Raw genomic sequence first — 24045 nt, 5'->3', positions numbered from 1 at the left:
ATGTTGAATATTGGAGAAAAAGAATTTTGGTTTGTTGTAGGATCACAGCATTTATATGGGGAAGAAGCACTGCGAGAAGTAAAGAAACATGCACAAGAAATGGTCGATGAACTGAATGAAAATGGCCAATTGCCTTATCCTATCCGCCTTCAAGAATTAGCAGTTACTGCTGATACGATCACAAAAATCATGAAAGAGGTCAATTATCGAGAAGAAGTAGCAGGTGTGATCACTTGGATGCATACTTTCTCACCAGCAAAAATGTGGATCCATGGGACAAAGCTTCTACAAAAACCATTGCTTCATTTAGCTACGCAATATAACGAAAGCATTCCTTGGAAAACGATCGATATGGATTTCATGAATTTAAATCAATCCGCTCATGGCGACCGCGAATATGGGTTCATCAATGCTCGATTAAATAAACAAAATAAAATCGTCGTTGGCTACTGGAAACGACCTGAGATCCAAAAAGAGATTGCTGATTGGATGGATGTTGCAGTAGCCTATAATGAAAGTTTTGGAATAAAAGTGGCTCGTTTTGGTGACAACATGAGAAACGTGGGTGTCACAGAAGGAGACAAAGTGGAAGCACAGATTCAATTTGGATGGACTGTTGATTATTTTGGTATCGGAGATCTTGTACAAGTAATCGATCGCGTGTCAGACGAAGAAGTCGAACAATTATTTGAAGAGTACAAGGAATTGTATACCTTCGACTATGGTGATTATGAAGAAAAGACATGGGAAGAACATGTAAAAGTACAAGCTCAGCAGGAAATCGGTATTCGCCGTTTCTTAGAAGAAGGAGGCTATAACGCTTTTACGACTAATTTTGAAGACCTTTATGGAATGAAACAACTGCCCGGACTAGCTGTACAACGTTTGATGGCAGAAGGATACGGTTTTGCTGGGGAAGGCGACTGGAAAACTGCAGCGATTGATCGGTTGCTGAAAATCATGGCTCGAGGAAAAGATACAGGATTCATGGAAGATTATACTTACGAGCTAGCTAGTGGCCAAGAAGCAATCTTGGAATCCCATATGATGGAAGTAGATCCGACGCTTGCTGCGACGAAACCAAGAATCGTTGTTTCTCCTTTATCAATGGGAGATAGAGAAGATCCGGCGCGTCTTGTATTTGATGGGAAAGCAGGAGAAGGGGTAGTCGTATCGATGGCAGATTTCGGTACGCATTATAAACTGCTGATCAATGAAGTAGAAGCCTTTGAACCAACGACTGAAGCACCTAACTTGCCTGTTGCACGTGTGTTATGGAAAACTAAACCGAATTTCCATGAAGGTGTCCATTCATGGATTCAGGCAGGTGGCGGTCATCATACCGTTGTCTCGCTAAATCTAACAACAGATCAAATTGAAACATGGGCAAAATTATTTGAGTTGGAAACAGTTGTTATTAGATAAAAAGAGGTTGTGAAAAAGCCACTTAGTTTTAAGAAATAAGAAGAGATTGACGAAATTTGCTTTTCAACTATTTTTGAAATTTTGGCTTATTATCAATGTCAGCTAACTGAACACCATTTATCAAGAAATCTCACCCACAATATTTTGCTCTCAAAAATAAGGCTTATGGCAGTAACTTGTCATGGCCTTATTTTTATCACTAAGCCTACTCTGCTCTAACTGCTATTTTTGTTTCTAGGAAGTCAAATGGTAAACAGTTGTCTAATTGCAAAAATTTCGAGATACTTGTTAGTAAGGAGGGGGTTTTATGTATCACGTTCATTTGATTGATGCTATTCCAGAACAAGAGATAGAAAAGTTACAAGGGGAATATTTCAAAATAATAGATGATTTGCCAGCCGAAGGAATAGTCATTCGTAGTACGAAAGTGAAAGACGAATGGCTTACACCAGATTTGCTAGCAATTTCAAGAGCTGGTGTTGGGGTGAACACGATCAACGTTGAAAAAGCTTCTGAAAACGGGACGATCGTCATGAATACACCAGGTGTAAATGCTAATGCAGTAAAAGAGCTTGTTTTGTGCTGTTTGCTCTTATCTTCCCGTCCGATAATCGAAGCAAGTCGTATGGTACAAACACTAACAGGTCCTAATATTTTAGAACAGGCAGAAAACAAAAGAAGTGCTTATGTGGGACGAGAGTTGCAAGGCAAAACCATTGGCCTTCTTGGTCTTGGCGCGATAGGTACAAAAGTAGCGCTAAGTTGCTATGGCTTAGGGATGGATGTCTTGGGTTATTCTATCCGCGATGCCCAGTTGGATTATGTTCGGCAAGTAGATTTAGAAACAGTTCTTTCTGCCTCGGATTACATCGTAGTCATGCTGCCATTGACAGAAGATACAAAAGGATTGATCGATCAGGTGAATATAGAAAAAATGAAAAAAGATGCTGTACTTATCAATGTAGGAAGAAGTGAAATCGTTGATAAATATGCTGTTATGCAAGCATTGGAAAAACAACATCTGGCCAAATACGTGACTGATTTCCCAGAAGAAGAGTTCTTAGAAAATGACCGTATACTTATGTTGCCTCATCTAGGGGGATCGACTCAGGAAGCTTTGGCAGACAGCGGACGTTTGGCAGTTGAAGCCTTAAAAGATTATCTTTTGTTCGGTACGGTTAGAGAAGCGGTCAATTATCCATCCGCACGAATGTTTTTCCAAGCGCCGTTTCGATTCACTATATTTTATCAAAAGAAAACCAATATATTAGCAGAGATATTTTCTCTGCTGAATGAGAACGAGCTAGCGATCGCAGATATATCGCGTAACCATAAGAATGAGCATGTCTACATATTGATTGACATAGACAGTACTGATTTTGAACAGCTCAATCAAGTGAAACAACAGCTAGAAAAAATTTCTGGAGTACGAAAAGTCCGCTTATTAAAGAAACCAGAAAGGTCATAAAGCAAGAGAATATTTGGATTTCATTAATTCTTCTTTCCGTTCTTTACTTTCGAATTTCGTACAACTAAAATAAGAGAAACAACATTCTTTTGTTGATAGAAATGAAGGAGCAAGCATTTGAAAAGATATATAAGCAGACTTTCAACCAAACAGAAAAAGATTTTAAAAGGAACAGCAACGATCATCAGTATCTTTTTTCTTGTTGTTTTTAGTAATTTGTTTTTGCAATGGTGTCAAAATGATCTATCCGTAGACCTTGCGTTGAAATTTGCTTTTTCTTGGCATACGGAAAAATTCTTCTTAGCCTGTCTCGTCTTGCTGATCATTCTTATTTTTCTGATTGCACTAGCAGGATCTGTCCCTTTAGGTTCCCTTACGTATGTCGTAACCATCGGTGTGTTAGGTTTTGCAAATTATATGAAAATGAGTTATCGGCAAGAACCGATTTATCCAGACGATTTGAAGATGATCACTGAAATCGGATTGCTGAAAGATATGACCGGCACTATGCTGTTTACAGTGATCTTAGCTGCCGCAGGAACCGTGCTAGGATTGTTTTGCTGGTACATGTTTCGAAGCCTGAAAAAAGGAAGGCGATTCCAATTGATCCGATTAACGACACTGCTTGTGGCAATTGGACTACTAGGGTATATCAGTAATTTCAACAATCCCGATAATTTGTTGCGAAAAGCATATAATAAAACGGCACTATGGATACCTTACAGTCAGAAAATGAACTACTATAACACTGGTTTTATCGGTGGTTTTTTGTACAATCTGAAGGTAGAACCAATGGATGAACCTGAAGGATATTCGAAAGCAAAGATCAAAGAAATCACTGAAAAATACCAGAAGCTAGCAGATGAAAAAAATAAAGCTGTAGAGGAAGAGTCGCCGAACATCGTGTTCGTGATGAGTGAAAGTTTCTCAGATCCTAGTCGATTAAACGGCGTAGAAGTATCTGGTGAGCCATTGGCAGATTATTATGAAGTAGCTGATCAAACATATAGTGGCAATATGCTTTCTCAAAACTATGGCGGTGGAACAGCAAATATCGAATTCGAAGCATTGACTGGTTTTTCTATGGCGTTATTTAATGCGCAACTCACCACCCCTTACACGATGCTTGTACCAAAAATGGATCAGCTTCCTTCTATCGTTTCAGCGTTAAACGCACAATCATACCAGACGACAGCGATCCATCCATACAATACTTCGATGTATAAAAGAGAGGATGTTTATCAGACATTAGGATTTGACCAGTTCATCAGCGAGCGTACGATGACCTATACGGATACGATAGAGAATAATCCATATATTTCTGATGAGTCAGCTTACAAAGAAGTAATGACACTTCTCAAGGAAGAAAAAGCACCTCAGTTCATTCATTTAGTCACGATGCAGACACATATGCCTTACAATGGAAAGTATGATAGACTGGGCTATTCTGCAGAAATTTCAGATGGAAGTGGGACGCTTGACTTAGAGAATTATCTGCAAGATATTTCCTATAGCAGCGCGGCACTGAAGCAATTCACGGAAGAATTGAAGAATCTTTCTAGAAGGACACTAGTTGTTTTTTGGGGGGATCATCTGCCAGGAATCTATTCAGATACCATCCAAGCCAAAAATGATAAACAAACATTACATGAAACACAATTCTTGATGTTTGACAGTAAAGGGAAATTAGAAAAGCAAACGACTCAAGATGCAATCACCAGTCCTTTTTATTTTGCAGCGAATCTAATGGAACAGACGAATCAGACAACGAATGGCTTTTATCAGCTGCTTTTATCATTAGAACAAGAACTTCCGGCGTTTGAACGAGAACTGTACTATCAAAACGGACAGTGGTATAAAGAAGCGCAATTCAATCGCTCGCAACAAGAGATTTACGACGAATATCAATTGATCCAATATGACATTGTCGCAGGGAAACAATATAGTTTAGCAGATGGTTTCTTTGAGCACGAATAAGAATGGCGAGCTGTATAGAAACCATTAAATTTTTTCAAGTACTTGTCATTTGAGGATAAAAACAAGTAGAATAAATAATAACAACAATGGAGAAAGTAGGAAAACAAGCATGTTACCGAATATTGGCTATTATGTGCAGTCCATCGATCAAATCGTCAAGGAAACCGAAGCAATCGGAGAAGGAATGCATCCGAAATATGAAGTGATCAGAAACGCAATCGATGAAGGAAAAACAAGTGAACTGGACAGATCGACCCTTGAAGAGACCGTCCAGTTATTTGAAGAAGGAACAAAAAAATATCGGGCAATGCTTAAGAAAGTCAGTACATTGCGCCCACCAGCAAAAGCAATGGGCATTCATAAAAATTTTGAAAAAGCTTATCTTTCATATGTAGCAGGCTGTGAAGAAATGATTCAAAGTATTGATCTTGAGTCAGGAGTAGATAAAGATTTATTCAATACATCTGAAGCAAAACAAGACCAAGCGACTGACCAATTGACAGCTGCCATCCAAAAAATGACTAATTTGTTATTGAAAAAATAAAAGAAAACTTTGATGACAATAAAAACTAGAGTTATCTAATATAAATGTAATATTGTCTTTATGATAGAGTGAACAAAATCCTTTATGATAAGAACATACCTATAACCAACAACCTTGTACTTACTCAAAATTGAGTAAATACTCCTTTTCCGCAGAGTCTAACCAACTCGGCGGTTTTTTTATTTATAGAAAAGGACATCAGAACAGACGAAAAAGTCTTGCGCTGATGTCCTTTTCAGATAGTATGGAAGGTTGATTAGTTTTCTACATTCCGTACATATTGTTCAAAGTAGTTCTGTAAATCGGCTTTGAGTTTCTGATATTCCTCTTCGCTATACTCTTTATCTTCGATTTTTCCATCAAAGAAAGGAATATTCAGTTCTTCCCGCAGCCTGTCTAATACGTCTTGCTGATTCATTTTATTCTCCTTTTCTTGCTAACGATCAAAATAAACACAGACACATTCTGGTGCATAGACATCTTTTTGCAATAATTCCAGTAATCCTGTTTCAGGATGACGGCGGTATAATGTCAGATTATCGGTATTCTGATTGGCACATACGACAAAACCATTGCTTGGATCTAGTGCGAAATCGCGAGGGAAATCGCCTTCTGTTGAGATGATTTGTTTATTTTGGATGTGAGAACCATCTTCGGAAACTGCGAATACGGCAATCGAGTTGTGTCCCCGATTAGAAGCGTAAAGGAACTTGCCATCATTGGAAATGCGAATAGCAGCCCCTCCATTTTCACCATCGAATTCTTCTGGCAAGGTCGATATTTTCTGTAATTCTTCAAAATCACCTGTTTCTTTATCATAAGAAAGCACTCGGACTGTGCTGTCTAATTCACCAAATAAATAGGCGAATTGTCCATTCGGATGAAAGACGAGATGGCGAGGGCCTGTTCCTGGCTCTGCAGTGAAGGTAGTTACAAGATTCAATTTGCCGTTTTCGGACACATCATAAGTATACACACGATCTGTACCAAGATCACATACGACTAATCGTTGGTCAGGAGTCAGATCCGTATAATGGACATGCGCATGATCTTGGTTTTTATGAGGGCCTGTCGCTTCTTGATGGAATACTGAATCCGCTGCTTTCAGCTCGCCATCTCCTAATATGTGATAGACATTTACTTCGCCTTTATGGTAGTTGGCCCCATAGAGCAATTGCCGTGTTTCATCAACCGCTACATAACATAAAGGAGCCCCAGACTCTGTTACCGCATTCAAAAAATGAAAATCCTTATCGTACGCACCGGCACCACCTAATCCGTCTACACTGGTAACCGTGTAAAGATTGCCAGCTTTGCTTTTTGCTAGGTAGGTAGGGCTGTTCTCTTCAACAGCCAATGAAAGACTGGATAATTCTTCTTTTTCTGTATCAAGATCGATCGTATAGATTCCTTTGCTTTCGCGGCGCGTATAGGTTCCTAAAATTATCTTTTCGATCATATGAGCTGATTCCTCCTAATGGTAATGAAATAGTTTTCGTTTTTATTCTATCACATAATTATTCCCCACGGCTAAAGAATGAGAATGTGTTATACTGTTTTTGAAAGCAAGTAAAGGAGAGAGTGCGATGATTCAGGCAACGATTACAGAAATTGGAACAGAAGCAATAAACAAGGAAGAACCGATGCTGATTTTGTTCGATAAAACAGCAACAGCTGCCTTGCGAAAATATTCGGTGATTCAAGAGGTGTCGAAAGATGAACCTTTTTCTTTGAAAGCAGGCGGAACGATTACTTTTGATGGTCAGTCGTATACAATCGATTATGTCGGTCCGATGGCCAATGGAAATTTAGAGACGGTAGCTCACGTATCATTGATTTTTGATACCTGTCCAGAAGAAGGACAAATTGCAAACGGAATCTATCTCCATCCACATGAACTGCCTGCTATTGGTTTGGGAAGCCAAATTATTTATAACTAACGGGAGGACTTATGGAAGGGAAAAATAAGAAGAACAGACCGGTGTCTTGGTTTTGGCGCTGGTTTTTAAATAATCAAGTGGTCACAGCTTTACTTGTTGTATTGTTAATATTGCTGATCGTCTTTTTATTTACAAAAGTTTCTTATTTGTTTGCACCGATCTGGCAATTTTTAGCAATCGTAGGACTACCTATCATTCTAGCAGGCATCTTGTATTACTTGATGAATCCAGTAGTTGATTACTTTGAGAAGCGAAAAGTACCAAGGCTCTATAGTATCATTGGGCTGTTTGTTTTGGTCGTTGCATTAATCGTATGGGGAAGCGTAGTGATCATACCTAAGATCCAGGAACAAACAGTCAGCTTTATCAGTAACTTTCCTCAATACGTTGATACGATCGATAATAAATTGACCGAGATCTTGAGAGACCCGCTGTTCAACCAATTTCGAGAACAGTTGGAAACAGCAGGTGATAAGTTCATGAATTCAGCAGGTGATATGATCCAAGACATATCTAAGAGTACAGTTCAGAGTCTTGGGAGTTTTGTTGGTGCGGTAGCGACTATTTTAGTAGCTTTGCTGACGATGCCGTTTATCTTATTTTATTTATTGAAAGATGGTAAGCGATTAGCCCCTTATTTCGTCAAGTTTTTACCAACACGCATGCAAAAACCGACGTTGAATGTGCTGAGTGAAATGAATAGTCAAGTTTCCTCATATATAAGAGGGCAATTAACTGTGGCTTTTGCTGTGGCAATCATGTTTATGATTGGTTTTGCAATCATTGGTTTAGAATATGCTGTCACGTTGGGAATCATTGCAGGGTTCTTGAATCTGATCCCATACTTAGGCTCATTTTTAGCAATGATTCCAGCCATCTTTTTAGCTATTGTGGCAGGTCCATTCATGATCATCAAGGTACTGATCGTTTTTGCAGTAGAACAGACAATAGAAGGACGCTTGATCTCTCCGTTAGTATTGGGAAATCAGTTAGCAATCCATCCAGTAACGATCTTATTAGTGCTGCTGACGTCAGGGAAATTGTTCGGGATCGTTGGTGTGATCTTGGGGATTCCTGTTTATGCAGCAGCTAAAGTAGTGATCACTCATGTTTTTGAATGGTATACAACGATTTCTTCTCTTTATGAAGAAAATCCGTTGAAAAAGCAGAAAGAATAACAAAAAGAGACAGAGGAAAATATCCAAAGCACAAATGTTGCTTTGAAGATTTTTCCCTCTGTCTCTTTTATATACATTTACCTCAATTTTAAAATGATTTACCTAAAGCAGCAGCTTTATCTAATGCATTTTGCATCAACTCATCTGCACGGTCAGGGTCATAATCGATTCCTTCGATGAATAGTTGTTCTACTTGATCGATGCCTGCAAAGTTCAAAATACCTTTTACATATTGAGAGGCAAAGTCTTGTCCGTTGTATACACCGCCATTAGATTGGATGTGCAGTGCTTTTTTACCTGTCACTAATCCTTCTGGCCCGTTTTCTGTATAGCGGAACGTTTTTCCAGCTACATTGACAGTATCGAACCAAGCTTTTAATTTTGTTGGGATATTTAGATTCCATAAGGCGTTTGCGATAACGACTTTATCAGCAGCAAGGAACTGCTCAGTCAATTCATTGAAACGAGCGATTTTTTGTTGTTGACTTTCTGATAAGGAAGTGAATTCTGCACCAGCACGTAATGCTTCCCAACCTGATAATAATTCTTCATCAATTTCTGGAATATCATCGCGATAAAGTTCCAAAACAGTCACTTCATCATCTGGATGATTTTCTTTATAACTTGTTAAAAAAGACGTCAATGCCTTAACTGTACGTGATTCTTCTGCAGTTAGGGGATGACCTTTGACTACTAAAACAGATGCCATATGCTTACCTTCTCCTTTTATTGCTATGATTGTTATAACTATGACTAACAAAATCAGTTTACTCGAAAAAGAAAAGGCTATCAAGTCATATTGATAAGGTTGAAGAATAAATAACTAAAAAAACAGGATATAAAAGAGGCTGTGACACGATTTTTGTCACAGCCCCCAGCAATGTTCAAGCAACGCTTGACTGAAGAGCTTCCATCCCACCAATGATATAAACAGCACGAAATCCGCTAGCAGTAAGTTGATCGGCTAATGCTTCTGATCGTCTGCCTGTGTAGCTTAGAATATAATAAAGTTTTTTTGGATCTAGATTTTTTAATTGTCTTGGCAAGATAGCAGCGGGGATAGAAAGCGAGTGGCTTAAGTGTTTTTTTGTGTAATCTAAAGTATTTCTTGTATCTAAAACGATGCTGTCAGCATCAAGAGGCAATTTATTGAAGTCTTGGACACTAATTGATTGGGCCATTTATCTCATCCTTTGTTTAGTATGTGGCTATTTTAATGGGCAGCTCTCATTAATTCAAATGAAAGGATTCCTCTTATCATTTTTTTAATGTATCGGATAATAATGAAAAAAACTATGCAAATGTCTTGCAAAACAGGTGGGAGGTGTTATAATGACATAGCGTCATATGACAATGTGTCATCTTAGAAGAAAGGAGGATCCATATGCCGACACAGACATTTTTCCATTTGCCGAAAGAAAAACAAAAAAGGTTAATTGAAGCGGCGAGAATCGAGTTTTCTAGAGTACCTTTGAAAGAAGCCTCGATTGCTAATATCGTCAAATTAGCGGATATCCCTAGAGGCAGTTTCTATCAGTATTTTGAAGATAAAGAGGATCTTTATTTTTATTACTTTGAGACAATGAGACGTGACAGCTCTAAAGATATGTTGCAACTAATGAAAGAATCCGATGGTGATCTATTCAAAGGATTCGAATCCTATTTTTCTAAAATGATTTATGAGATTTTGGAAGGTGAGAATGCTTCTTTTTATCGTAACTTGTTTATGAACATGGATTACCGTGCCTCAAGAAAAGTCGCTCCTCATACGAGTCGCCAAAAAACGCCTCATGATCCACATAAAGAACACAAACAAGATGCAAAAGAGTTGCTTGAATTGATTGATCGGACGAAGTTGAAAGTAAAAAATGATCATGAATTGGAGTTACTGATCCAATTAGTCATGAATACTGTATTTACAACAATTGCGCATTCGTATCGCTTATTTTCAACATCCGAAGATTACTCAGCAGAGCAAGCAATCAGTGAATTCAATTTGAAACTTTCTTGGCTGAAAAACGGAGTATATAAATAGAAAGAAGGGAACTAGATGCTAAAAATCGTAAAACGGATCTCCTTGACTTCAGCAATTGCAGCTGCAGTTTTCATGGTGATCCAAGTACTGGCAGATTTATATTTGCCGACACTTACCTCCAATATCATTGATAAAGGGGTAGCGCAAGGAGATGTCGATTATATTTGGCATACAGGTTTTGTGATGATCGGTTTTTCTTTGATCAGTATCTTAGCCGCTATTGCAAATACATTTTTTGCTACTCGAGAATCACAGAAACTGGGTAAGCAATTGCGTACGGATGTCTATAAAAAATCAGAGAGCCTGACAAAAGATGCGTTTGACAAATACGGAACGGCCTCTTTGATCACAAGAACCACCAATGATGTGACTCAAATCCAAATGGTCACACAAATGTTTTTACGTATGATGATCAATGCACCAATCACGTTGATTGGCGCGAGTATACTTGCTTATCAAAAAGATCATCAGTTGACAAAAATCTTCTTAGTCGTCATCCCAGTAATGATTATTTTGATTGGCGGAATCATGTATTTTGCTGTTCCATTATTCAAAAGCATGCAAAAGAAAACTGACCGTTTGAACCTGGTATTTCGAGAAGGGTTGACAGGTGTCAGAGTCATCCGCGCATTCGATAAGACGCGCTTTGAAGAAAATCGTTTTGATTTAGCGAATAAAGACTATACAAATACGGCAATCAAAGTGAATACGATCGTCGCATTGATGATGCCGATGATGACATTGATCATGAGCGGTACAAACGTAGCAATCACTTGGTTTGGTGGACACTACATAGCAGATATGACCTTAGAAGTCGGTAATCTGATTGCATTTATGACTTATGCGATGCAGATCTTGATCAGCTTTATGATGCTTTCCGCTATTTTCATCATGGTACCTCGTGCACAAGCTTCAGCTGACCGTATCAATGAGGTGTTGGATGAAAAAATCGGTATCCATGACCCTGAAAATCCTAAAACCGTTTCTTTTGCTGGAAAAGAAGCAACATTGGCCTTCAATCATGTCAATTATCGATATCATGGAGCAGAAAAACTTGCATTGGAAGATATTGATTTTCAAGCTAAGTCGGGCGAGATTGTCGCAATCATAGGAGGAACTGGTTCAGGTAAAACGACCTTAGTCAATTTGATCCCCCGATTATATGACATCGAATCTGGTTCGATCCAAATAAACGGAACGGACGTCAGTGAAATGACTCAATATAATTTGCGGGAGCTAATGGGCTTTGTTCCTCAAAAAGCAGTTCTTTTCTCTGGAACGATCCGAGACAATATGCAGTATGGTAAGCCGGATGCAACAGATGAAATGATTTGGAAAGCATTAGAAATCGCACAAGCTAAAGATTTTGTTTCAGAGATGGAAGATGGCTTAGACAGCCATGTGGAACAAGGAGGAGGAAACTTCTCCGGCGGACAAAGACAGCGTCTAGCAATTGCACGGGCATTAGTCAAAACAGCAGACATTTATGTGTTTGATGATTCCTTCTCAGCATTGGATTTCAAAACGGATGCCAATCTTCGCCAAGCATTGAAAACGAATATGAAAGAAAGTATCACGGTTTTAGTTGCTCAACGAGTAAGTACAGTAATGGATGCAGATATGATCCTTGTACTAGATGAAGGAAAACTAGTTGGCAAAGGAACACATGAAGAACTATTGGCAACAAATGAAACTTATCAAGAAATCGTTCATTCACAACTAAGAGAGGAGGACTTAGCATGAGTAAAACAAACACACGTCCCTCTCACGGACCAGCAGGCGGTCCAGGACACGGCGGACCTGGCAGGAATCTAGGTGTAAAAGGGGAAAAGCCTAAAAATTTCTGGGGAACAGTACGCCGATTGTTTGGCTATATGTCTAAACGTATGGTTGCAATCATCGCTGTATTTGTACTAGCAATAGCAGCCGTGATTTTCCAAATCCAAACACCAAAAGTTTTGGGGAAAGCAACTACAGAAATATTCAAAGGTGTAATGGCTGGCGCGCAACAGATGCAACAAGGGCAACAAGTAACAAAATTTCCGATAGATTTTGATAAAATTGCGCAAATCATTGCAACAGTAATCGTGATGTATTTGATCTCAGCTGTATTCAACTTTTTACAGCAGTTTATTATGACACGTGTTTCACAGCGGACAGTTTATGAGTTGCGTCATGACTTGGAAGCCAAAATGAATCGTGTACCGATTTCCTATTATGATACACATACAAATGGCGATATCATGTCTCGAGCAATCAATGATATGGATAACATCGCAAGCACGCTGCAACAAAATTTGACTCAATTTGTAACTAGTGCAGTCACATTGATCGGGGTCATCGTGATGATGCTTTCAATCAGCTGGCAATTAACGTTAGTCGCGTTATTGATGATTCCTTTAAGCTTGATCATCGTTATGGTCGTTGCGCCAAAATCACAAGTGTTTTTCGCAGATCAGCAAAAAAGTTTAGGTTTATTGAATAACCAAGTAGAAGAAACATATGGTGGTCATACGATCGTTAAAACATTCAATCATACTGAAAAAGATCAGGAAGTATTTGAAAAAGAAAATCAGAATCTGTATGCCGCTGGTTGGAAAGCTCAATTTATTTCGGCAATCATCATGCCGTTGATGAATTTCGTTAAAAATCTAGGCTATGTGTTCGTCGCTGTACTAGGCGGAGTAAAAGTTGCAAATGGGAACATGACATTAGGGGATGTTCAAGCATTCTTACAATATACGACACAGTTCTCTCAACCAATCACTCAACTTGCAAGTTTGATGAACACTATCCAATCAACAGTTGCTTCAGCCGAACGGGTATTTGAAGTGTTGGATGAAGAAGAGATGTCCAATGAAAAATCTGGCCTTCCAGAAGAAAAAGATACACCATACAAAGTTCGTTTTGAAAATGTTCAATTCGGCTACACACCAGATAACTTGCTAATGACTGATTTCAACTTGGATGTCAAACCTGGTGAGATGGTCGCTATTGTAGGGCCAACCGGTGCAGGAAAGACGACACTGATCAACCTTCTTGAACGGTTTTACGATGTTTCTGGAGGCAGTATTCGTTACAATGGTGTAGATACCCGTGACCTTTCACGTGATGAATTGCGCGCACAGTTTTCAATGGTACTACAAGATACTTGGCTGTTTACAGGAAGTATCTATGACAATATCAAATATGGGAACGACGATGCAACAGATGAACAAGTCATTGAAGCTGCTAAAGCCGCTCACGTAGATGATTTTGTTCGTAAATTGCCAGAAGGATATAACACTGTATTAAACGAGGATGCAAGCAATATTTCGCAAGGGCAGCGTCAGCTGATCACTATTGCGCGAGCATTCTTAGCAAATCCGGATGTCCTGATCCTTGATGAAGCAACATCTAGTGTAGATACACGAACAGAAATACTGATTCAAAAAGCGATGAATCGCCTATTGGAAAACCGAACAAGTTTTGTTGTCGCTCACCGCTTGTCTACAATACGCGATGCAGACAACATTATTGTGATGAATCATGGTTCGATTGTAGAAACTGGAAACCACGATACATTGATGGAAAAAGACGGATTCTATGCAGATCTTTATAACAGTCAGTTTTCTGAAGAAGAAGCTTCATAGAAACGTACAAATTTATTATTTTTCTTTACCGCATGAAGCACATTTCAAGAAAATGAGTTTCATGTGGTTTTTTACTCATTTATTTACAAAAAACAAGTAAAATGCGAAGTTTCTCACACTTTTTTTAACAAAATCAAAGTTATTGCTTGAAAGAAGAAGAATCCATCGTTAAAATAAAGCTTGACGTAGAGGGGAGCAAGAAATATGAGAGATTTTCAATTGGGGGCTGCCACCTATTTAAAAAGTGTAGCCATTCGGGTGAAAGACCGAGATAAAATGATTGATTTTTACAAGAACGTTGTTGGCTTTGATTTGAAAAGAGAAGAAAACGAATTAGCCATTTTAGGAACAGAAGAAGCTGGAAGTGAAATGTTGCTGCTGGAAGAAAGTCCTAGAGCGAATGATCACATGGGGGAGATCAAAAAGCTGAACCGTTTCTCATTGATTATCCCTAGCACAGAAGAAATGGCAGATATTCTTTGCCGTATTCGTAAAATGAATTATCCAATCAAAGAAGCTTTAGAAGATCATGGACGTATGGGGATCTTACTCGTAGACCCAGAAGAGAATGAATTAGAAATTTACCATGAAGAGAATAAGAATCACCAAAGAGAAGTTCCAGAGACGATGGATCAAGAAGCGTTGTTAAGAAAATCTGAAGAAAAATTCAGTAAACTAACAGCAGGATCTTATTTTGAAAAAATCCATTTAAATGTTACTGATTTAGCAAAAGAACGCCAATTTCTTAATCGTGTCCTTGGTTTGAAGGTACATAATGAAGAAGAGGGCATCCATGTATTGAATGAAGGAGATTTCCATGTTGGATTGACAGAAGCAAGTGGTGGTGCCATCGATTTGCCTACAGATGAAGTGATTGGCCTTGATTTTCTGAAATTCATGATTGATACTGAAAGCATGGAAGGACTGATTGCTCACTTGCAGCAATTATCAGTCGATTTCTTCTTGGACAAAAAGCATACAGTACTCACAATCTATGATGCCATAGGAATCGAATGGTGGTTCGTCAGTGAGCCAAAAGAAAAGAATAAAACTGACATTCGATGCGACGCTTAACTTTTTCTTTCTTAACGATTGTCGCATGTCTCGTCATTTTATAAACGGTCATACTATTACTTGTTATAGAGATAGAAAGAGCAAACGGTATACCGAATGAAACTGCGTGGTTTTCAGCGCAGTTTTTTTTGTGTAAAAAGGTTGATTCCTCATAGATTAAGCTTTAAGCTTGGACTGTAAGAATTTGACAGAAAAGCAGGAGAAAAAGATGTACCCACAAACGAAACAGCTTATTTTGAAAAAAATGGAAGAAGGATTTTATCCAGGTGTAGCAGCCGCCTTCATCAAAGAAAATCAAGTAGAATCATTTACAGCTGGCTTTGCCCAAGTCGTTCCTGAAAAACAGCCGATGACAGAAGATCTGTTGTTTGATGCAGCATCACTGACGAAAGTCGTTGCAACCACTTCATTAGTTTTGCGTCTATTAGAAGATGGAAAAATAGAACTCGATCAACCACTGCATAAATATCTTTCTGAATTTGAAAATCAGACAATCACTTTGCGTCATTTACTGACACATACTTCTGATATCAAAACATGGATACCAAACAGAGATGAGCTATCTCAGGAAGAATTGATTGCCGCTTATTTAAAGCTAGAGCCAGGTGAGCAACTAGGAAAAGAAGTAAAATATACAGATGCCGGAACGATTCTTCTTGGATTGATGCTGGAAAAAATTTACCAAGAAACTGCAGTGGAAATCTTTCAAGAACAAGTATTGGAACCATTAGGAATGATGAACAGCTTATTTCTTCCTTTTCCTTCCAAAAAAATCGTTCCCACAGAACAACTGCCTTCGGGTGAGGTTTTGTGTGGACAAACTCATGATCCGAAAGCAAGAGTTTTAGCTGAACATGCAGGAAATGCTGGGCTCTTTATCGATTTGAACGACAGCATTACTTTTGTCCAAATGTATTTGAACAAGGGAAAAATCAGTAATGGTCGGTTTTTAGAAGAAGAAACGATTGATTCTTTGCTACAAGATCAAACTCCAGAAAGAAATGGCTATCGTTCTCTAGGGTGGGATCTAAAAAAAGATGTAGGAGACGGTCATGCGATTCTTTTTCATACTGGTTATACAGGTACGTTTTTCTTGATTGATATAAAAACACAAGAAGCGTTGATATTTCTGTCCAATCGCGTACATCCTGTCGATCATCGTGCGGAGTATCTCATATGTCGAGATGAAATTGTTGAAAACTTTTTGAAAGAGAAAGCGGTATTACAGAAATAATGCTATAATAGCTATGAAAAATGAGAGGAGTTTGAATTATGCAGGAACCTATGTTTTTAAAACCAGTTTTTCAAGAAAAAATTTGGGGAGGAAGCCGTTTACGTTCCGTCTTCGGTTTTGATATCCCTAACGATAAAATCGGAGAAGATTGGGCGATCAGCGCGCATCCTCATGGTGTCAGTGTAGTAGAAAATGGCGAATTCAAAGGGAAAAGATTAGATGAACTATGGTCAGAACACAAGGAATTGTTTGGGCATCCTTCAGAACCAGTGTTTCCATTGTTGATCAAGATCTTAGATGCAGAAGATGATCTATCTGTACAAGTACATCCAGATGATGCCTATGGGATGAAACATGAAGGTGAATTGGGAAAAACTGAATGCTGGTATATCATCGATGCTGAACCTGGTGCAGAAATTATCTACGGTCATCATGCAAAGACAAGAGAAGAACTAGCTGAGATGATCAAAGAGGGGCGCTGGGATGACCTTTTGAAGAAAGTACCAGTTAAAAAAGGTGATTTCTTTTATGTACCAAGCGGAACGATCCATGCTATTGGTAAAGGGATCATGATTTTAGAAACACAACAAAGCTCCGATACGACTTATCGCGTATATGACTATGACAGAAAAGATGCGCAAGGACAAACAAGAGAGCTGCATATCCAACAATCGATTGATGTAACAACTGTCCCTGCCAAAACACCAGAATTACAAATCAAAGAAGTCCGAAAAGGGAATTCATCGATCGTCACTTATTTAGAAACTGAGTTTTTCAATGTATATGAGTGGGATATTAAAGGAATCACATCTTTCAAAAAACAAGCCCCTTATACGTTGATGACAGTGATTGAAGGAGCAGGAGACCTTGTTGTTGACGGAAAAACATATCCATTAGAAAAAGGAACAAGCTGTATCATTCCAAGTGGCGTTTCTGAGTGGACGGTCCAAGGTGAACTAGCAATCATTGCGTCTGAACCAGGCAAATAGTTCCCAGATAGCTGAAAGCGGCAGACGGTTTTCGTTTGCTGCTTTTTCTACATAAAATCCGTCTATCAATAAATAGAAGTATGGTGAAAAAGATGGAATACAAATGGAAAGCAAACGGCAGCAGTCGAGTGTTTACGAAACAACTGAGAAAAGCCGGACACCACTTGAATGAAATGATCATGCCAAACCTAAGTCTGTTTATTGCTTGGGGAATCTTGTCATTAGTAATGAAAGGTGTGTCTGGCGATTTGCATGCCACGTTGGAAGAGGTATGCCACTGGATGATTCAACTGCTTTTACCAATCTTGATCAGCTATTCAGGCGGAAAATCGGTAGGGGGACAAAAAGGGGCAGTCGCGGGCGCAATCGCTTCTTTAGGGTTGATTGCTCGTTCCGATGCCCCGCAAATCGTAGGAGCGATGATTATAGGACCGCTTGCCGGCTTCTTGTATGAACAATTTGTTTCTAGATTTCATGCGAAATTCAAAGCTGGGTATGAAATGCTTGTCAGCAACTTACTAGTAGGGCTGATTGGTAGTGTCATTTGTATAATTGGAATCGTTTTTATTGAGCCAGCTTTAAATAGTTTCCACCTGTTGCTTGTCTCCGTCGTGTCTTGGCTAGTCAAAATGAATCTGTTGCCGCTTGTCAGTTTGATCCTAGAACCTCTAAAAGTATTATTTTTTAATAATGCAATCAACCATGGTGTGTTGACACCTTTAGGAATCGAATTCTCACAAGCAGTCGGACACTCTTACCTGTTTTTGATGGAGGCAAATCCGGGACCTGGTTTAGGGATCTTACTTGCTATCCTTTGTTTTGCAAAAAAACAGGAAAAAGTAAACGCAAGTGGAGCGTTGATGATCCATGCGATTGGTGGGATTCACGAAATTTATTTTCCGTTTGTCTTGTTGCGTCCATATCTGTTTTTAGCTGTAATGGTTGGTGGAGCAAGCGGCACGTTGATATTCCAATGGTTAGATGCGGGATTAGCTACTCCTGTATCGCCCGGGTCACTACTCGTGATTTTTGCCAATACGCCTTATCCGCAACTAGCTGGGGTAAGTATAGGGATAGCAATCAGTACATTTGTAACCTTCATTTGTGCAACGCTGCTATTGAAATTACCGAAAAAAGAAAAAGGAGACAACACGGTCAAAGAAAGGGGAGAAATCTTGGAACTATCTACCATTCATTCTGTCGTTTTTGCGTGTGACTCAGGCATGGGATCAAGCGCTATGGGAGCCGCCTTGCTGAAGAAAAAATTAGCAGCGGAAAAAATTGATCTCGCTGTTGGATACAGCTCTGTCTATGAATTGAACAATCAAGTAAATCAGCTTGTTATCGTCCAACATGAATTAGCGGATCTTGCAAGAGAAAAAGTACCTCAAAGTCAAATTTTCGTACTGGATCACTTTTTGGAAACAGATATCTTGCTGTCACGAATAAAAGAAGCGATCCACGAACCAAATTGGAAAGAAAAAAAAGAGAGAGTAGAAGTAGTAGAACAGAAAAAGTCGCCCGTTAACGTTGTGTTTTTGTATAAAAATAATAGACGTGGTTCACAAACCATGGGCATGGCGATTTTAAGTCAATTAGCAAAAAAAGAGAAAAAACAGTTTGTTATCTTAAAGGAACCAATCGAACAGCTCAAAATCCAAGAAGAAACGATTTATATCGCCCAAAGAGAACTAGCTGTAAATGAACAGCTAAAAGAAACGATCCCTCAGCTAGTCCTAGTGGAACATTGGGTAGCTACGAATGAATACGAAAAACTCGTGAAGGGAGAAAAATAAGATGTACTTATCGCCCAGAGAAAAACAATTATTAGCAGAATTTCTCAGCAGTCCCTCACCTGTGACTATCCAAAAAATGATGAATTTATTGAAAGTCAGCAAGCGGACCGTTTACCGCGAATTAGATAATCTTGAAGTCTCATTGAAATCGGTAAATGCTTCTTTGAAAAAAGTAGCAAGAGGTTCGTTTGTCATTGAGGCATCGGAAGAAGTAATGGAGCAATTAAAAGAAAATACAGATGGGAAAAGCGATGATTTGCCTACTGCTAAACGACAGCACGCAATTTTAGCCGAGCTGTTACTAACGACAGAACCGTTGAGTCTTGCCCATTTTATGGAATTATACCGCATCAGTAATACTACTTTTTATGCAGATATCAAACAGTTGGAAGAAAGTACCCGCCAACTGCCTTTGGAAATCATTCGGAACCAAGGATATGAGATCGTAGGACCGGAAAAATACCGTCGGCTTCTAACAGCGAATGTATTAGAATTAGAAATCAATGAATATGAACTTTTTCATAGTATTTCTTTTGATTCATCGCTGAATTACTTTTTTCGATTCGTTGATCCGCAACATCTGTCTCTTGCACGCCAAGTAGTCGGGGAAGAATTGATCCAAAAAAAGACCAATCTAAGTGATAGAAAACTTGAACATTTGGTTTTGATGCTGACATTGACGATGGATCGTGTAACGAAAAATCATTTACTGACAAATGAGACGTATAATGGTCTGGCAAACAAAGAATTGCTTCAGACCGCTAAACGATTATTCTCACGGATTGCTTCTGAGACAAAACAACTTTACCCAGTAAATGAGATCGTCTTTTTTGCAGGATTATTAAATGACTTCACGAACTCATTTGATCAGAATTTCTTTGAAGAAACGTTCGATACACAGCTTGCTTATTTAGTAAAACAACTGATTCAAGAAGTAAGTGAAGAGACGAATGTCCATTTTTATGAAGATGAAACCTTGTACAAAATGCTTTTGACCCATTTGTCTGGTGTGTTTTCAAGAGCCATTTTACAAGAAGAGACACTGACTAATCCGATTTTAGAAAAAATCATGGTTCAATATGAGGAAATTGCCAATGCAATCCGCCAAGCAGTAGAGCGGATTTTTCAAGAAAAGAAATTATCAGAAGAAGAGATCGCATATATGGTCCTTCATTTTGCAAATTCATTGGAAAAAAGTCCGAAAGAAAGCAATATCAGTATTGCAGGATTTTCACCAAGCGGCTTAGCTTCTACTAGCATGTTGGAACTGCGTTTGAAACGGTATTTTCCTTTCATTCAACAGATTCATTTCTATCGGATCGCTGATTTGAAAAAAATTGATTTACAAGAAGAATATGATATTGTTATTTCTACATCTATTCTACCAGGATATGATGGAACATATATTTTAGTCTCCCCGCTACTGCTGGAAGAGGAAGTCAAGCAGCTAAAAGAAGCTTTTTCGCATATTGAGAAGAAAAAAAGGCAAAAAAATACGTATAACAGCAATAACGAGTTGATGCTAGAAGATACTTATGAGGAAACGATGCATTTCATGGAGCAAATCAATCAATTACTTGATCGTTTCTTTATTCAAGAACTAGATAACCCTGATACGGTCTCCGAAACGATTCGCAGTTTATTTCCTTATTTTCCTGAAGGACTAGTAACGGATGAAGAGGTGGTTCATCGCCGACTGCTTAAGCGATATGAACAAGCACCTATCGGAATTCCTCATACAAATATGGGGTTATTCCATACATCCAGCTCATTGGTTTCTAAACCGATCTTTTGTATTTTCAATTTGAAACAACCGTTGACAATTGACGGGATGGATAGACAGCCAATCGAATTGTCCCGTATGTTAGTTATGCTGGCGCCTTCGCCAATCCAAGAAAAAGACGGGATTCTTTTAGGAAAAATCAGTGGAGCAATCATCATGAACGATTTGAACACCGAGATCTTCCGTTCAGGAAATAGAGAAATCGTTTATCAATTGTTAGCGAAAATCCTGATTGAAGAAATAAAGAAATGAGGGTGAAAAGATGATCCAGCTACCAGCAGAAAAAATATTGCTCGATCAATCCTATCAAAATTGGAAAGAAGCGTTGACCGAGATCGGCCAGTGGATGACCCAACAAGGGAGAATCAAAGCGGCATATATCCAATCAATGATTAAAAGACAAGAAAAATCGAGTGTCTATATCGGGAATTTCGTAGCCTTGCCACATGGGACTGACAAAGATGAAGAAGTAATAGAAGAAGGGATCTATTTAGTCCAAGTGCCTGATGGTGTGAACTTTGGAACAAAAGAGGAACCAAAAATCGCGACACTCTTATTTGTAGTGGCTTTAAAAAAAGAACATCAGTTAGCTGTGCTCCAAGATTTAGCCTTTTTCTGTTCAGACATCGACCAAGTAATGGCACTCAGTGATGCGGAAACCATTGAAGAAGTCCAAATGATTTTTGAACATGGACATATATAACCAATGTTCTCAGTAAAAAAGCTGCCTTGCATCAAGTAATAACTTCAACCAAGGGAAAAATAGGAGGAACTATTTTTGTTTGGTCGCTCTTATTACTGCGGATGCAAGCTTTTGAAAACTATTTATTCTAGAAAACCGTTTATTTGAAATAGGAGACGGTGACAAGATTTTTGTCACAGCTCCTATTATTTTTGTGTTTTAATAACTCTTTTTTATATAGATAGCGGCCATACCTATGAATAATAGAACGATACTCCATGTACCAAGTGTCAAGATACCATTCATGAAAGTAACCTGTTCTGAAGCTAGTGGCGAGAACATATCTCCTCCTCCGATCACATTTTGAAAATCAACATAAGAAGTTGGCAAGTAATGACTGATTGATTCTATCCATCCAATCGAAGAAAACAAGCGATACTCTGCTAAGAAAAGACAAAGAAGTGTACCTAAAAGATTGACTAGAGAATGTTCAAATAAAGCAGATAGAAGAAAACTGATTGTACTTAAAAAGAGTACCCACAACAACAAGAACAGAAAACTCTGGAAAAGATACGCATACATCGGAAGGATTCGTATCTCCTGACCAATGATCGTTCCTACAGGATAACGGAAGTCGCCCAAACCATTTTTGATTACTACTAGTATAGAGACGAACAAAAATGGAATCACGAGACTTAGCATAGCTGCACCATAATAAACGGTAAAACGGATGCTATGTTTCTTTACCATACTATCCGGTAATAGATTGACTAGAGAGATTACCTGCTTTCTTTTTTCATAAAAGATGATCGAGGAAAGAAACAAGGCGGTTATACATAAAATCAAAAAACTAGAAATCATTCCTGAAAAAATATTTTCGTAGTAATTCGCTAAAGGGAGATGCGCTGGCAAGTCAAAAATAGAATATCTTTGGATCTAATGTTCTTTCATATAATGGAGCAACTCGACACGTTTTTGTTGTTCAATGATTGGAATTCCTTGTCTTTGACCAGAAATCAGTCGATCCAGTATATCTTTTTCATAATGATAAGTTGCTTCGACCATTTCCTGGACATTCCCTGTGTTTTTTGCATGTAAGATTGCTTCAATCAGTTTGTTGCTTTTCTCTAAACTTTCCACAAATTCTTTCTCATTCTCATCTTCTTTCAATGTTTCAATCAAACGTTGCGTCTCTTCATAGTTATGATTCAGTTCATCGAATTCTGTATAAGCAAGTTCATAATCAAAAAAAAGTGGGAATGCAAAGAGCACGATCAACAAGAGAGGAAATAAAAAGTTTACTTTGTTTTTTAGTAAGAGATTGCGTTCAAATGTAAATAAAGTCATAGTTACACCTCATACAATTGACGATAAATAGCTAAAATCTCTTCCATATTTGAGGATTCTGTGACGATTTCTCCATTTTTTAGAAAACATGCTTTAGAACAAATCGATTGGATATTCGCGATAGCGTTGGAAGAAAGAAGAATCGTCTTCCCCTCTTCCTGCCATTGTCTGATCAGCCTATTCAAGATATCAATACTTCCTGGGTCTAACCCGTTCAACGGTTCATCGAATAACATGACAGATGAATCACTGATCAAGTAAGCAGCAAGCAAGACATGTTGTTTCATTCCTAGAGACATTTTTCCAATCGGCAAAGTAAGGTACTCAGTCATCTTCAATCGTTGGAAAACAGTTTGGCATTCTACTTTGCTCTGCCAATAGTATTTGATCAAAGTCAAATAATCAACAGCCGTTAGATAGTCGGATAACTGATTCGTTGATTCTAGAAAAAAGAAAGACCGGCGATAATCTGTATAAGCAGTAGGAGAGATGTTGTGAAGGGACAATTGATCATAAGTTGTTGGCAGCAGTTGGGCAATGCCGTTCAGCAAAGTTGTTTTGCCAAATCCGTTCGGGGCAATCAAAGCAGTTACTTCTCCTGATTCTACTAAAAGATCCAATTGTCGAATCACACGCTTTTTACCACGTTTCATGTTCATGTTTTTGATCAGTAATGTCATAGATAGGCCTCCAATATAAATTTTAATATCATAATAAAACAAAAAATATCCAAATAAAATGCTGACAAAAGTTATTATTTACATATTATAAAAAAGTTAAAATAACATGTTTATTTAAAAGTAAAGTTTGCTGATCCCAAAATTTTTTTATTTTGCTGATATCCTCAAACCTTTGGCACAAAGTTTCGTGCCAAAGTACGACTATTTCTCTTTTTAGTAAGCGGATACAATTAGAGTATCAAAAGGAGAGAGGAAGAGACA

21 protein-coding genes and 1 pseudogene are annotated in these 24045 nt (G+C 38.4%); 15 read left to right on the top strand and 7 right to left on the bottom strand.

What is annotated here, in order from left to right; all coding sequences use genetic code 11:
* Both araA and KFO35_RS05810 read left to right on the top strand, forming a co-directional pair.
* Positions 1–1425, top strand: a complete 1425-nt coding sequence (gene araA, locus KFO35_RS05815; protein ID WP_002315722.1) for an L-arabinose isomerase — start codon at positions 1–3, stop codon at positions 1423–1425.
* Between the two features lie 307 nt (positions 1426–1732).
* Positions 1733–2893: an NAD(P)-dependent oxidoreductase gene (locus KFO35_RS05810; RefSeq protein WP_002315723.1), complete on the top strand. Its 1161-nt coding sequence runs from the start codon at positions 1733–1735 to the stop codon at positions 2891–2893.
* Here KFO35_RS05810 and KFO35_RS14150 read toward each other — a convergent pair.
* Complete coding sequence (locus KFO35_RS14150; RefSeq protein WP_002291464.1) at positions 2888–3010, bottom strand: hypothetical protein; 123 nt, start codon at positions 3008–3010, stop codon at positions 2888–2890. The genes KFO35_RS05810 and KFO35_RS14150 overlap by 6 nt on opposite strands.
* Here KFO35_RS14150 and KFO35_RS05805 point away from each other — a divergent pair, their 5' ends adjacent.
* Both KFO35_RS05805 and KFO35_RS05800 read left to right on the top strand, forming a co-directional pair.
* Positions 3011–4870: an LTA synthase family protein gene (locus KFO35_RS05805; protein WP_002291465.1), complete on the top strand. Its 1860-nt coding sequence runs from the start codon at positions 3011–3013 to the stop codon at positions 4868–4870. It begins immediately after the preceding gene.
* Positions 4871–4979: 109 nt separating this feature from the next.
* Complete coding sequence (locus KFO35_RS05800) at positions 4980–5414, top strand: hypothetical protein (protein ID WP_002310078.1); 435 nt, start codon at positions 4980–4982, stop codon at positions 5412–5414.
* A gap of 256 nt (positions 5415–5670) precedes the next feature.
* Here the strand turns inward: KFO35_RS05800 and KFO35_RS05795 are convergent, their stop codons facing one another.
* Positions 5671–5832, bottom strand: a complete 162-nt coding sequence (locus tag KFO35_RS05795) for a hypothetical protein (RefSeq protein WP_002310079.1) — start codon at positions 5830–5832, stop codon at positions 5671–5673.
* A gap of 18 nt (positions 5833–5850) precedes the next feature.
* Positions 5851–6873: a lactonase family protein gene (locus KFO35_RS05790; protein WP_002315724.1), complete on the bottom strand. Its 1023-nt coding sequence runs from the start codon at positions 6871–6873 to the stop codon at positions 5851–5853.
* A gap of 127 nt (positions 6874–7000) precedes the next feature.
* On the opposite strand from KFO35_RS05790, the gene KFO35_RS05785 reads away from it, so the two are divergent.
* Both KFO35_RS05785 and KFO35_RS05780 read left to right on the top strand, forming a co-directional pair.
* The gene (locus KFO35_RS05785) at positions 7001–7354 is read left to right on the top strand and encodes a PTS glucitol/sorbitol transporter subunit IIA (protein WP_002315725.1); all 354 of its coding nucleotides are present in this window, start codon (positions 7001–7003) and stop codon (positions 7352–7354) included.
* Between the two features lie 11 nt (positions 7355–7365).
* Complete coding sequence (locus KFO35_RS05780; protein ID WP_002291475.1) at positions 7366–8532, top strand: AI-2E family transporter; 1167 nt, start codon at positions 7366–7368, stop codon at positions 8530–8532.
* Between the two features lie 88 nt (positions 8533–8620).
* Here the strand turns inward: KFO35_RS05780 and KFO35_RS05775 are convergent, their stop codons facing one another.
* Positions 8621–9241, bottom strand: a complete 621-nt coding sequence (locus KFO35_RS05775; protein ID WP_156271966.1) for an NAD(P)H-dependent oxidoreductase — start codon at positions 9239–9241, stop codon at positions 8621–8623.
* Between the two features lie 175 nt (positions 9242–9416).
* On the bottom strand, positions 9417–9713 hold the full coding sequence (locus KFO35_RS05770; RefSeq protein WP_002291478.1) for a rhodanese-like domain-containing protein: 297 nt from the start codon (positions 9711–9713) through the stop codon (positions 9417–9419).
* A 203-nt stretch (positions 9714–9916) separates the two neighbouring features.
* Here KFO35_RS05770 and KFO35_RS05765 point away from each other — a divergent pair, with 203 nt between their 5' ends.
* The 9 genes from KFO35_RS05765 to KFO35_RS05725 all read left to right on the top strand — a co-directional run bounded on the left by KFO35_RS05765 (position 9917) and on the right by KFO35_RS05725 (position 21778).
* Entirely contained in the window at positions 9917–10567 is a 651-nt protein-coding gene (locus KFO35_RS05765) for a TetR/AcrR family transcriptional regulator (protein WP_024635844.1), read from the top strand.
* A 15-nt stretch (positions 10568–10582) separates the two neighbouring features.
* The gene (locus KFO35_RS05760; protein WP_002315729.1) at positions 10583–12310 is read left to right on the top strand and encodes an ABC transporter ATP-binding protein; all 1728 of its coding nucleotides are present in this window, start codon (positions 10583–10585) and stop codon (positions 12308–12310) included.
* On the top strand, positions 12307–14199 hold the full coding sequence (locus KFO35_RS05755) for an ABC transporter ATP-binding protein (protein WP_156271968.1): 1893 nt from the start codon (positions 12307–12309) through the stop codon (positions 14197–14199). The genes KFO35_RS05760 and KFO35_RS05755 overlap by 4 nt, the downstream gene beginning before the upstream one ends.
* Positions 14200–14403: 204 nt before the next feature.
* On the top strand, positions 14404–15273 hold the full coding sequence (locus KFO35_RS05750) for a VOC family protein (protein WP_002315730.1): 870 nt from the start codon (positions 14404–14406) through the stop codon (positions 15271–15273).
* Positions 15274–15481: 208 nt separating this feature from the next.
* A complete protein-coding gene (locus KFO35_RS05745; protein ID WP_002291488.1) occupies positions 15482–16507 on the top strand; it encodes a serine hydrolase domain-containing protein in 1026 nt (341 codons plus the stop codon).
* A 38-nt stretch (positions 16508–16545) separates the two neighbouring features.
* A complete protein-coding gene (gene manA, locus KFO35_RS05740; RefSeq protein ID WP_002291489.1) occupies positions 16546–17496 on the top strand; it encodes a mannose-6-phosphate isomerase, class I in 951 nt (316 codons plus the stop codon).
* A 92-nt stretch (positions 17497–17588) separates the two neighbouring features.
* The gene (locus tag KFO35_RS05735; protein ID WP_025477318.1) at positions 17589–19292 is read left to right on the top strand and encodes a PTS transporter subunit EIIC; all 1704 of its coding nucleotides are present in this window, start codon (positions 17589–17591) and stop codon (positions 19290–19292) included.
* A 1-nt stretch (position 19293) separates the two neighbouring features.
* A complete protein-coding gene (locus KFO35_RS05730) occupies positions 19294–21327 on the top strand; it encodes a BglG family transcription antiterminator (RefSeq protein ID WP_156271970.1) in 2034 nt (677 codons plus the stop codon).
* Positions 21328–21337: 10 nt separating this feature from the next.
* Positions 21338–21778 carry a PTS mannitol transporter subunit IIA gene (locus tag KFO35_RS05725; protein ID WP_156271972.1) on the top strand — a complete coding sequence of 147 codons (441 nt, stop codon included), beginning with the start codon at positions 21338–21340 and terminating at the stop codon, positions 21776–21778.
* Positions 21779–21976: 198 nt separating this feature from the next.
* Here KFO35_RS05725 and KFO35_RS05720 read toward each other — a convergent pair.
* Together KFO35_RS05720 and KFO35_RS05715 are read right to left on the bottom strand one after the other, a co-directional pair.
* Positions 21977–23104 (bottom strand): annotated as a pseudogene (locus tag KFO35_RS05720) (ABC transporter permease).
* Between the two features lie 2 nt (positions 23105–23106).
* Positions 23107–23784, bottom strand: coding sequence for an ATP-binding cassette domain-containing protein (locus KFO35_RS05715; protein WP_070703961.1), 678 nt, complete (start codon positions 23782–23784; stop codon positions 23107–23109).
* Positions 23785–24045: the final 261 nt, after the last annotated feature.

Origin of the sequence: Enterococcus lactis, from assembly GCF_015751045.1 — a bacterium.
In the GTDB taxonomy this organism is placed as follows: domain Bacteria; phylum Bacillota; class Bacilli; order Lactobacillales; family Enterococcaceae; genus Enterococcus_B; species Enterococcus_B lactis.
This window is presented reverse-complemented; position numbering and strand designations above follow the sequence as displayed.